Source organism: Novosphingobium sp. (assembly GCF_965228995.1).
GTDB lineage: Bacteria > Pseudomonadota > Alphaproteobacteria > Sphingomonadales > Sphingomonadaceae > Novosphingobium.
In genome coordinates, this window is sequence record NZ_OZ245852.1 from 3,497,506 (window position 1) to 3,509,295 (window position 11,790).

The window sequence follows — 11,790 nt, forward strand, 5'->3', positions numbered from 1 at the left end:
GGTTTTGGTGGGGAGCCCCTCTCCCAACCCTCTCCCCTGAAGGGGAGAGGGCTTTCCTCATCAGCGCGTTAGCAGCGGGCCCAGGTAGTGGCCGGTGAAGCTGCGGGGGTTTTTGGCGACGGTTTCGGGGGTGCCTTCGGCGACCAGTTCGCCGCCGCGGACGCCGCCTTCGGGGCCTAGATCGAGCAGCCAGTCGGCGGTTTTGATCACATCGAGGTTGTGTTCGATGACGACGACGCTGTTGCCCTGATCGACGAGGCGGTGGAGGACTTCGAGGAGTTTGCGCACGTCTTCGAAGTGGAGGCCGGTGGTGGGCTCGTCGAGGATATAGAGTGTTTGCCCCGTGCTGCGGCGGGCGAGTTCCTTGGCGAGTTTGACGCGCTGGGCTTCGCCGCCGGAGAGGGTGGTGGCCTGCTGGCCGACCTTGACGTAGCCGAGGCCGACTTCGTTGAGCATGTGCATCCGATCGCGGATCGGGGGGACGGCCTTGAAGAATTCCTCGGCGTCCTCGATCGTCATGTCGAGCACATCGGCGATGGAGTGGCCCTTGAACTTCACTTCGAGGGTTTCTCGGTTGTAGCGGCGGCCTTCGCATTCCTCGCACGTCACGTAGACGTCGGGCAGGAAGTGCATCTCGATCTTGATGAGGCCATCGCCCTGGCACTTCTCGCAGCGGCCGCCTTTCACATTGAAGCTGAAGCGGCCGGGCTTGTAGCCGCGGGCGGCGCTTTCCGGCAGGCCGGCGAACCAATCGCGGATGAGGGTGAAGCTGCCGGTGTAGGTCGCGGGGTTGGAGCGCGGGGTGCGGCCGATGGGGGACTGGTCGATCTCGATCACCTTGTCGCAGTGTTCGAGGCCGGTGACCCGGTCGTGCGCGCCGGCGATGACGCGGGCGCCGTTGAGCGTGCGCGCGGCGACGGCGTGGAGCGTGTCAATCGTGAAGCTCGATTTGCCGGAGCCGGAGACGCCGGTGACGCAGGTGAAGGTGCCGAGGGGGATGGAGGCGGTGACGTTCTGCAGGTTGTTGGCGCGGGCGCCTTCGACGGTGAGCTTGAGGCCGTTGCCCTTGCGGCGCTTCTTGGGCACCTCGATGCGGCGGGCGCCGGTGAGGTATTGGCCGGTGAGGCTGTTGGGGTTCGTCAGGATCGCCGCGAGATCGCCCTGCGCGACGATCTCTCCGCCGTGGACGCCGGCGCCGGGGCCGAGATCGACGATGTGATCGGCGGTGCGGATCGCGTCTTCATCATGTTCGACCACGATGACGGTGTTGCCGAGATCGCGCAGGCGCTTGAGCGTGATGAGCAGGCGATCGTTATCGCGCTGGTGGAGGCCGATGGAGGGCTCATCCAGCACGTAGAGCACGCCGGAGAGGCCGGAGCCGATCTGGCTGGCGAGGCGGATGCGCTGGCTTTCGCCGCCGGAGAGGGTGCCGGAGGTGCGATCGAGGTTGAGGTAATCGAGGCCGACGTTGTTGAGGAAGCCGAGGCGCTCGTTGATTTCCTTGAGGATGGCCTTGGCGATCTGGCTCTGCTGCGAGGTGAGCTGGGCATCGAGCTGGCCGTACCATTCGACCGCGGCGGCGACGGAGAGGCGGGTGATCGAGGAGATGTCGGCGCCGGCGACCTTGACGCTGAGCGCCTCAGGCTTGAGGCGGGCGCCGTGGCAGGTTTCGCAGGGCTGCGCCGTCTGGAACTTGCCGAGCTCCTCGCGCATCCAGGCGCTTTCGGTTTGCAGCATGCGGCGGTTGAGGTTGCCGATGACGCCTTCGAAGGCCTTGGCTACGGTGTAGCTCTTCTTGCCATCGATAAAGGTGAGCGGGACGGCCTTGCCGGCGGTGCCGTAGAGGATGATGACCTTGACCTCACCCGGCAGCTTTTCCCACGGCGTTTCGAGGCTGAAGCCGAAGTGGCCGGCGAGGCTGGCGAGGACCTGCATGTAATAGGGCGACGGGGGGTTGGACTTGGCCCAGGGCACGACGGCGCCCTGCTTGAGGCTGAGCGCTTCGTTGGGGACGACGAGCTGGGGATCGAACAGGAGCTTTTCGCCGAGGCCATCGCAGGCGGGGCAGGCGCCCTGGGGGGCGTTGAAGCTGAAGAGGCGCGGTTCGATGCTCTCGATGGTGAAGCCGCTGACGGGGCAGGCGAACTTTTCGCTGAAGACGATGCGGTTGGGCGGGAGGCCGGTTTTCTTCATGCCCGCCTTGCGCTTGGCCGAGGGGCCTTCGACAGGCTCAGGCTGAGCGGGATTGGGGGCTGCCCCCTCGCCGCTGACCGCCTCAACAGTCGTATCCGCGAGATCGAGGTAGACGGTGCCGTCTGCCAGCTTGAGGGCTTGTTCGAAGCTATCGGCAAGGCGGGTGCGGAAGCCTTCGTCGGCCTGCTTCACCGCGATGCGATCGACGACGACTTCGATGTCGTGCTTCAGCTTCTTGTCGAGCGCAGGGGCGTCTTCGATGGCCATCAGATCGCCATTGATGCGCACGCGGGTGTAGCCGGCGCGCTGCCATTCGGCGAGTTCCTTGCGGTACTCCCCCTTGCGGCCGCGCACGACAGGGGCGAGAAGATAGACGCGCGTGCCCTCCGGCAGGGCGAGGACGCGGTCGACCATCTGGGTGACCGTTTGTGCCGCAATCGGGAGCCCCGTTGCGGGCGAATAGGGAATGCCGACGCGCGCCCAGAGGAGGCGCATGTAATCGTAGATCTCGGTGACTGTCGCCACGGTGGAACGCGGGTTGCGGCTGGTGGTTTTCTGCTCGATCGAGATGGCGGGGGAGAGCCCGTCGATATGTTCGACATCGGGCTTCTGCATCATCTCGAGAAACTGGCGCGCATAGGCCGAAAGGCTCTCGACATAGCGGCGCTGCCCTTCGGCGTAGATCGTATCGAACGCGAGGCTCGATTTGCCGGAGCCGGAGAGGCCGGTGATGACGATCAGGCTATCGCGCGGAAGATCGACGTCGATCCCCTTGAGATTGTGCTCACGCGCGCCGCGAATGGAAATGGTGCTGAGGGACATGGGGGCGGTTTGTTCCAGATTTGTTCGATTCCGGCAAGAGGCGCGCGGAGGTTTTGCGACACGTGGGTGGCGGGGCAGCCATGCGCAAGGTGGCGCGGGGGGCAAGGTTGGAAACGCAGAGCAGGTTCCCCTCTCCCAACCCTCTCCCCTGAAGGGGAGAGGGCTTGCGGCTAGAGGGAGAGGGCGCGGGCGCCGGTGGGGCCGGTCCACTGGGCGTGGACGCCCCAGACGTGTTCGATGAGTTCTTCGGACAAGGCGGCCTGCGGCGATGCATCGGCGGCGATGTGGCCGCGGTGGAGGACGATGACGCGGTCTGCGTGGTTCATGGCGTGGGCGAGGCTGTGGACGACCAGGACGACGCCGATGCCCTGATCCGCGAGCCCCCGGAAATGCGCGAGGAGCGCGGCGGCGTGGGCGAGATCGAGGCTGGCGAGTGGTTCGTCAGCAAGGACCCAGCGGGGCTGGCCGGCGAGAACGCGGGCGAGGAGAACGCGGGCACGCTCGCCGCCGGAGAGGGTGTGGATGCCGCGCGGCGCGAGGTGAGTGGCATCGAGCGCGGCCAGCGCGGCGTGGACGGCGGCATCGTCTTCGGCGCGGGCGGTGCGATGCGGCAGGCGGCCGAGGCGGACAAGCGCTTCGGCGGTGAGGTTCCATGCAGGCGCCGCTTGCTGGGGGAGATAGCCGATGGTCTGGGCGCGGGTGCGCGAGGGCATGGCCTCCAGCGGGGTTCCGCCGAGCGTGACGAGGCCAAGGTCGGACGCGGATTCGAGACCGGCGAGCGCGCGCAGCAGCGTGGTCTTGCCTGCACCATTGGGGCCGCAGATGGCCGTGAGCTGGCCCGGGCGAAGCTCTGCACTGACGCTGGTGAGGCGGCCGGGGACGGTGAGGTTTTCGGCAGCAAGGATCATGCGAGTTCGCTCCTCAGGCGCAGGAGCAGGCGCAGGAAGAATGGCGCGCCAAGGAGGCTGAGAGCAATGCCGATGCGCAGTTCCCCGCCCGCGAGCGGCAGCAGGCGGCAGAGGCAATCGGCGATGAGCAGGAGGAGCGCGCCGCCGAGCGCGCTGGGCAGTAGCAGGCTGGAGGGGCGCTGATCGGTAAAGGGGCGCAGGAGATGCGGGACGACCAGGCCGACAAAGCCGATGATCCCCGCAGCCGCCACGCCTGCGCCGACGACAAGGCCCGTGCCGAGCACCATGAGCCAGAGCAGGCGCGTGGGGTTCACGCCGAGCGAGCGGGCGGTCTCCTCGCCAAGGGTGAGCGCATCGAGCGCGGTCGCGGCGCGGGCGAGCAGCAGCAGGCCCAGCGCAGTGGGCGGCGCGGCGAGCAGGACATCGGACCAGGCGCGGCTTTCAAGGCTGCCCATGAGCCACGTGACGATCTCACTGAGAGCGAAGGGATTGGGCGCGAGGCTGATGATGAGGCTGGTGAGCGCTCCCGAGAGGCTGGCGAGCATGAGCCCGGCGAGCGCGAACAGCGTGGTGCTGTTCTGGCCGCTGGCATTGCCCGCGATCAGCGCGAGTGCCGCCATCGCGGCGGCGGCGCCAAGCAGCGACGCGAGCGGAAGCAGCGCGCCGAGACCGAGCGCGAGGCTGAGCACCGCGCCGAACGCGGCGGTGGGCGCAACGCCGAACAGGCCGGGATCGGCAAGCGGATTGCGCAAATAGCCCTGCATCGCGGCGCCTGCCGCGCCGAGGCCGGCACCGATGACAAGCGCAAGCGCGGTGCGAGGGGCGCGCAGTTCGGCAAGGATGACGAAGGCGTTGGGCGCCTGCGGGGCAAACGGGTTCAGCCAGACCTGCCCGGCGAGAAGGCTGAGCGGAATGGCGAGCGCGAGGAGCCCGATGAGGAGAGCGATGGGGCGGGTCATGCCGGGTTCGGGCTCGGTAGCGCTTGGGACAAACTGAGGGGGAAAGGACCCCTCCGACCCGCCTGCGGCGGGCCACCTCCCCATTTGTGCTGCGCAAAAATGGGGAGGAGCGGGAGCGTGCGGCGCACTTCGGCGAGGCGCTGGGCGGCGGGGATGATGGTGGGGCCGGCGCAGTAGAGCAGGCGGGGATCGAGGCTCGCGCGGGCGGTGCCGGTGAGGTTCGTGAGGCCGGGGTGACGCAAGGCGCGGTCTGACCCGGCGGCGAGGATGACGCGCGGGGGATCGGCGAGGACGCGTTCGAGCGGAAGCTGATCGGCCTGACCGAGGCCGCGCGCGGCGGCGAAATTGGCAAAGCCGGTGCGGCGCAGAAGATCGGCGATCAGCGTGTTGTCCCCCGGGACGATGCCGCCGGGCTCCCACACGAGCGCGGGAATGGGCTGCGTGCCGGGCGCGGGAGCAGTCTGCGCGAGCACGGTTTCGATGCGGGCAATGAGCGCCTCGCCCTTGGCCGGGTTGCCGGCGAGCGCGGCAAGCTGGCGGATCTGGGCGCGGCTTTCCTCGACCGTGCTGGCGATGCCGAGCGTCTCAAGGCGAAGGCCGAGGCGCTGATAGGCGGCGGCGGTGGCGGGGGGCACGAAGGTGCTATCCACCACCACATCGGGCTTCAGCGCGAGGACTTCTTCGAGCGTGCCGCGCGTGGTGTGGTACTGGCGGGCTTTCGCCGGATCGATCGAGGCGGCGCGCGGATCGGCGCTATAGTGCGAGAGGGCGAGGAGCTGGCCGGGCTGCGTTACCTCGGCGAGGATCGCATCGGCGCAGGGGTTGAGGCTGACGATCGTGGGGATGCGGTGGGTTGTTTTGGTGGTGGGGGTTTGGGTGCAGGCGGTGAGGGCTGCGAGTGCGGCCAGCACCACCCCCCGGCCCCCTCCGTGCAAGAGGAGGGGGGGAAGGAGGAAGGATACCCCTCCGACCCGCCTGTGGCGGGCCACCTCCCCATTTGTCCCTTCGACAAGCTCAGGAAAAAATGGGGAGGACCCGGGGGTGGGCCTGGCCATCAGTAGCGCACTCTGAGGCCGGCGAAGGCGCCGCGGCCGATGGCGCCGTAGCCGGCGGCGGTGGGGAGGCGGTTGTCGAAGAGGTTTTCGACGCGGGCGTAGAGGGTGAAGCGGTCGTTCACCGGCAGGCTGGCGCGGAACGTGGCGACGGGGCCGCCGGGGAGGCGCACGGTGTTCGCCGCATCATCGAAGCTGTTGCTGGTGAGCCTGAGGTCTGCGCCGAGCGCAAGATGGGCGAGCGGGGTTTCCCAATCGCCGCTGAGCGTGAGCGCATGGCGCGGGCGGCGGGCGAGATCGTTGCCCGAGGTGCGGTCTCTGGCCCGGGTCCAGGTGTAAAGGCTGCGCAAGGTGACGGTGCTGACCGGGCGCAAGGTAAGCTCCGCCTCGGCGCCTTCGGCGCGGGCCTTGCCGACATTGTCATAGGTGCCGAAAGGGCGATTGGTGCAGATGCCGGTACTCTCGCCGAAGCAGGAGACAAAGGCGATCAGGTTGCGGCTGTCACGCCGATAGAGCGTGAGCGCAGCGGTGACGGGGCCGCTCTTGTATTCGAGGCCAGCGTCGTAGCTGCGGCTGCGTTCGGGCTGGAGGGCGGTGTTGCCGTAGTCCGAGAGGAGCTGGAACAGCGTGGGCGCCTTGAAGCCCTCACCGTAGCTGGCGCGCAGGCGCAGGTTTTGGGCGAGGCGGACCGTGCCGTTGGCGCCGAGAGTGGTGGCGTTGCCGAAGCGGCTGTGATCATCGTAGCGCAGACCGGCGGCGAGCGAGATGGCATCAGTGTACCAGCCGAACATGGCGTGGCCGCTGGTCTGGCGGGCGCGGTGTTCGGCATCGAAGGTGCCGGAGTAGCGCGTCCATTCGCTGTCGGCGCCGAAATCGAGCGCGAAGTTTGCGGGAAGCGTGGCGCGGCCGGTGAGATCGGCGCGTTCGCTGCGGCCGCGATAGCCGTACGACGGCGCGGTGCCGAAGGTGGGATCGTAATAATCGCGCTTGGTATCGGAGAGGGCGAAGCCCGAGTTCAGGGTGAGCCACGCGCCTTCGTAGCGCAGGCCGGCGCGGCCGGAGAGCTGGCGGGTGATCTGGTATTCGGGGGTATCGGCGAACGTGTAATCGGGCGCGGGGTAGCCATCGATCTCGGTGCGGGTATCGGCGTAGCGGGCGTTTGCCACGAACGAGAGGCCGGGGGCGAGATCGAGGCGGGCCTTGCCGCCGAGGTGCCATTGACGCGCGCCATCGGGTTCGGTGCCGATGGCGGCAGCGCTGATGCCATCGGTGGTGGTGTAGCCGCCGGTGAGCGAGAGGGCGTATTTGTCCTTGGCGAGACCGGCGGCAGCGTCTCCGGCGAAGCTGCCACGGCTGCCGCCTTCGGCGCTGGCCTCATAGCCATTGAGTTCGCGGGTCTGGATGGCGATAACGCCGCCGAGCGCCGCGCTGCCCCAGGTCACCGAGTTGGAGCCGCGCAGGACGTCGATGCGTTCGATGCCGCCGGTGGTGAGCGTGCCGAAATCGAAGCCGGCGCCGGGGGCGGAGACGTCTTCGGCGCGGACGCCGTCGATGAGGACGAGGACCTGTTCGGAATCGGAGCCGCGCAGGCGGACGCCGGTGAAGGCGCCGGGGCCGCCGTTGCGGCTGAGGGTGAGGCCGGGGACTTGTTCGAGCGCGCGGGTCACGTCGGGGCCTTGCAGGCGGGCGAGATCGGCGGCGGTGAGGACGGTGATGGGCTGGCCGGTCTGGTCGAGGCGCTGGGGGCTGCCGGTGGCGATGACGGTGATGGTTTCTGGGCGGATCCGAGATGGAAATTCGTAAATGTCCGGCTCCGGCAGTTCTTCGCTCGCTTTGGTCTGCGCCTGCGCGGTTGTTGCTATCGCCAACGCTGCGCAAGCCCATCCCGCTGCCAGAAGCACGCGGAACGCACCGCCAGACCCCGTCCGTCCTGAGCTTGTCGAAGGATCGTTCTTGTTCTGGAGCGCCGCGTGGGCCGCAAAGGAAGGACAGCCCTTCGACAAGCTCAGGGTAGACGGGGTTTGGGGATGGGTTTGGTGGTCTGCGCGGGTTTGGGGGAGTTGCGGGTGGGTTTTGTGACGTGAGTTCATTGCGGTTCTCCACGGGCCCATGGACGTTGCCGTCCATGGCGGGAGTTGACGCGGGGCCTTGCTGGCGCGCCTCTCTCGCATGCGTCCGGTACACCCCGCCCGGCCGCGGAACGACCACACACCGGCAGGTTTCCTGGCTCGCCCGGGGTCATCGCCCCCTGCCCGCCTTCCCAGCCTTGCGGCCAGTGGCATGATGGACAGGGCGCTATCCGGGCACAGTTGCGGGGGCAGCTCCGGGATCAGATCCTTGCGGACTTGTCCGGATTCCCTCTTAGCCCGCTGCTGCGGGCACCGGTGGCGTCGGGCGGAGTGGTAGCGGGACATGCACTTTGGGGCAAGTGGGAGAAGGAGAACCCCTCCGACCCGCTGCGCGGGCCACCTCCCCATTTGCACTTCGTGAAAATGGGGCGGATCGGGTGCGTTAACGCTCTGGCAGGGGGGTGTGCCTTAGCGGGACGGGGTGAAATGGCGAGGTGCGGGGCGCGGGCGGGTGCCGTAGTGCTGATGTGCCTTGCTCCGAGTGCTGTTGCCCTATGCCACTGATCATTGACTACCGGCCGGTGAAACTGCCGCCTGAGGCCCTGGCGCCTCGGCGAGTGGCCACGCCTGTGGCGCCGATGATTGAGGCGCCGGTTGTCCGTGACATGCCCACCCCTTCGCGCAAGCGGGAGGCGAAATTCAAGCGCTGGGCGGGAATCGCGGGTGTGGCGGTGCTGGGGTTTGCGCTGTGGCTGGCGGGGCCGGGCTGGATCGCGCCGGGGGTGCCTTCGGCGCAGGCGCGGGACGGGTTGCAGCCATTCGAGCGGCCGGGGGACAGCTTCCCGGGTTCGGCGTTCTATTATCTGGCGAACGATGACACGGGCATGCTCGCGCCCGATGCGGCGAAATCCGCGTGGGATGCGCAATTGGCGCAGATCCATGGCGATGATGCGGCTCCGATCACCGGAAGCGGACCGGCGGCGCGGCCGATCATGCTGCACGGGACGAGCCTTGACCAAAGCCGCGCGCTGCAGTGCCTGACGGCGGCGATCTATTATGAAGCGGCGAGCGAGCCCGATGCGGGGCAGCGCGCGGTGGCGCAAGTGGTGCTCAACCGCGTGGCGCATCCGGCCTGGCCCAAGACGGTGTGCGGCGTGGTCTATCAGGGATCGGAGCGGCCGGGCTGCCAGTTCAGCTTTGCCTGCGACGGATCGCTGGCGAGGAAGCCCATGGCGGTGTTCTGGGACCGGGCGCGGCGCGTGGCGGCGGATGCGCTGGCGGGCTATGTCTATGCGCCGGTGGGGCTGGCAACGCACTATCATACGAGCGCGGTGCATCCCTACTGGGCGGACAGCCTGGCGTTCATCGGGACGATCGGGGCGCACCGGTTCTACCGCTGGAGCGGCGCGGCGGGGCGGCCGGCGGCGTTCTCGGCGGTCTATGCCGGGGGCGAGCCGCTCGCAGCGCCGCATCCGCGCACCTGGACTCCGGCGGCGGCGGACGTGGCTGATCCGATCCAGCTGGAGAAGGCTTTCGAGACCGGACGGATCGAGGCGCTCAAGACTGCGCAGGCGGGTCCGGGCGCGGCGGGGCGCAATGCGGCTTCGTTCGGCCAGATGCCGCTGCCGGGCTACGGCGAGCAGCGCGGTGGTGGCGCCACCGGTGGCCCTCAGTTTGCGCCTGCAGTCGAGGCGCGCGGGGGCGATGCGCTCTACCGCGCCGGGCAGCTGCCGGGGGGCTCAACGGTCAATCCCGCATACGAGAATGCGGGCAAGTGGATTGCCCAGCCGGGGGGCTGAGTTTAGTCCGATTCGGGTGTAGTTTGCCTGCGGTCACTGCCTGCGGACAACTTTTCCGGCCAAGCAAACCGCTGATTTTAAGGGCTTTACCACCCATAAACTAGAGTTAGTATTGCCTTTACCCTAAGGGCGAAGGCTCTGTTCATTCGCGCTTGGTAGACCCTGCTCACCGCACCACTCGAGGAGAGCCCCCCCATGCTGCACTTTGCCCCTCGCTATGGGATGATCTCGCCGTGCCTGCACTGGCGGCTGAACTGGGGCGCGGTTCGCCCCCGCTCGCTGCGGGTGCCGCGCGCGGCCAACGACAACGGCGCCGCCGTGCGCGGTCGTACCGCGGGCGCGAACGATCAGGATGCCCACGAGGAAGCACTGCTCGCCGCAGCACTGCGGCTGTTTGCCGCGCACGGACTATCCGCAGCGCAGCGCGCGTGCGAGGCGGCGGAAATCGCCGCGGGCAGCGGCGACAGCGCCGGGGCCGAGTGGTGGATCGCGGTCTGCGCGATGCTCGATGGGCCGATGGCCAGAGCAATGGAACGCGCATTTGCGGCACGGGCCAGCTTGCAGGCCTGAGCCACCCGAAACACCTATTGCTATTGCGAACTGTTATCACAAAAACCCGACTCGTGCGGGTTTTTGCGCCTTGCAATCACCATCCTGCAGGCTTAGGTCGCTCCTATCCGCTTGGATTCCTTCCCGTCATGCGGGACGCGGGAGGCCCTTATGGCGGTAGCTCTCGGGCGGCCATGCATGGCCGCGTGTCCCGCGTATCCGGGAAAGGAATGCATAGGCATGGCTCGCAAGAAAATCGCGCTGATCGGCGCCGGCAACATCGGCGGTACGCTCGCGCACCTCGCGGCGCAGAAGGAACTCGGCGACATCGTACTGTTCGACGTGGTCGAAGGCGTGCCGCAGGGCAAGGCGCTGGATCTTTCGCAGTGCGGGCCGGTTGAGGGTTTTGACGCGAAGATCACCGGCAGCAACGATTATGCCGATATCGCAGGCGCGGACGTGATCATCGTGACCGCCGGTGTCGCCCGCAAGCCGGGCATGAGCCGCGATGACCTGCTGGGCATCAACCTCAAGGTGATGAAGGCCGTGGGCGAAGGCATCAAGGCCAATGCGCCGAACGCTTTCGTGATCTGCATCACCAACCCGCTCGACGCGATGGTCTGGGCGCTGCGCGAATTTTCGGGCCTGCCGCATCACATGGTGGTGGGCATGGCGGGCGTGCTGGATTCGGCGCGTTTCAGCCACTTCATCGCCGATGAATTCCAGGTTTCGGTCAAGGACGTGAACACGTTCGTGCTCGGCGGCCACGGTGACACGATGGTTCCGGTGACGCGCTATTCGACCGTCAACGGCATCCCTGTCCCCGACCTCGTCAAGATGGGCCTTTCGACGCAGGAGCGCATCGACGCGATCGTGGCGCGCACCCGCAGCGGCGGCGGCGAGATCGTGGCCCTGCTCAAGACTGGCTCGGCGTTCTATGCGCCCGCCACTTCGGGCATCGCGATGGCCGAAGCCTATCTCAGCGACCAGAAGCGCATCCTGCCTTGCGCGGCCTATGTCGATGGCCAGTACGGCGTTGACGGCCTCTACGTGGGCGTGCCGGTGATGATCGGTGCTGGCGGCGTGGAAAAGATCATCGAGATCGAGCTGGACGAGGCCGACAAGGCCGGCCTGCAGGTTTCGGTCGATGCGGTGAAGGAACTGCTGGTGGCGTGCAAGGGGATCGACCCCTCGCTCTCTTGAGCGGGCTCGCCTGAGAGCTGGACCGGGGCGCGAAGACCTGCCCGCAGCAGGTTCGCGCCCCGTTCAGCTACGAAGTTTTACGTGGGCCCGGGAGTGCGCTCCTTTTGCCGGGACACGGGTAAACCCCGCAGCAGCGCGGGTTTGCATGGTTAGTATTCCGGGCGGCGCACACGCCCGCGGGAAAGTGACCGGTGCGCGAAAGCCGTGCCGGATGGTCCGAAGCCCCACCCTCCCCG

8 protein-coding genes and 1 riboswitch are annotated in these 11,790 nt (G+C 67.8%); of the genes, 3 read left to right on the forward strand and 5 right to left on the reverse strand.

Going from position 1 to position 11,790, the window contains the following annotated elements; genetic code table 11:
• Positions 1–60 precede the first annotated feature (60 nt).
• From uvrA to ACO056_RS16020, 5 genes are all read right to left on the reverse strand, one after another.
• Positions 61–3,015, reverse strand: a complete 2,955-nt coding sequence (gene uvrA, locus ACO056_RS16000; protein ID WP_421848491.1) for an excinuclease ABC subunit UvrA — start codon at positions 3,013–3,015, stop codon at positions 61–63.
• Between the two features lie 170 nt (positions 3,016–3,185).
• A complete protein-coding gene (locus ACO056_RS16005; protein WP_421848493.1) occupies positions 3,186–3,923 on the reverse strand; it encodes an ABC transporter ATP-binding protein in 738 nt (245 codons plus the stop codon).
• The gene (locus tag ACO056_RS16010) at positions 3,920–4,882 is read right to left on the reverse strand and encodes a FecCD family ABC transporter permease (protein ID WP_421848495.1); all 963 of its coding nucleotides are present in this window, start codon (positions 4,880–4,882) and stop codon (positions 3,920–3,922) included. Before ACO056_RS16010 ends, ACO056_RS16005 begins: the two co-directional genes overlap by 4 nt.
• A complete protein-coding gene (locus ACO056_RS16015) occupies positions 4,879–5,793 on the reverse strand; it encodes an ABC transporter substrate-binding protein (RefSeq protein ID WP_421848497.1) in 915 nt (304 codons plus the stop codon). The genes ACO056_RS16010 and ACO056_RS16015 overlap by 4 nt, the downstream gene beginning before the upstream one ends.
• Positions 5,794–5,936: 143 nt before the next feature.
• Entirely contained in the window at positions 5,937–7,802 is a 1,866-nt protein-coding gene (locus ACO056_RS16020; RefSeq protein WP_421848499.1) for a TonB-dependent receptor plug domain-containing protein, read from the reverse strand.
• Between the two features lie 329 nt (positions 7,803–8,131).
• Positions 8,132–8,335, reverse strand: a riboswitch (cobalamin riboswitch).
• Positions 8,336–8,668: 333 nt separating this feature from the next.
• Here ACO056_RS16020 and ACO056_RS16025 point away from each other — a divergent pair.
• The 3 genes from ACO056_RS16025 (at position 8,669) to mdh (ending at position 11,554) form a co-directional block, all read left to right on the forward strand.
• The gene (locus ACO056_RS16025) at positions 8,669–9,802 is read left to right on the forward strand and encodes a cell wall hydrolase (RefSeq protein ID WP_421848501.1); all 1,134 of its coding nucleotides are present in this window, start codon (positions 8,669–8,671) and stop codon (positions 9,800–9,802) included.
• Between the two features lie 195 nt (positions 9,803–9,997).
• Positions 9,998–10,372 carry a hypothetical protein gene (locus tag ACO056_RS16030; RefSeq protein ID WP_421848503.1) on the forward strand — a complete coding sequence of 125 codons (375 nt, stop codon included), beginning with the start codon at positions 9,998–10,000 and terminating at the stop codon, positions 10,370–10,372.
• Between the two features lie 219 nt (positions 10,373–10,591).
• Complete coding sequence (mdh, locus tag ACO056_RS16035) at positions 10,592–11,554, forward strand: malate dehydrogenase (protein ID WP_421848505.1); 963 nt, start codon at positions 10,592–10,594, stop codon at positions 11,552–11,554.
• Positions 11,555–11,790: the final 236 nt, after the last annotated feature.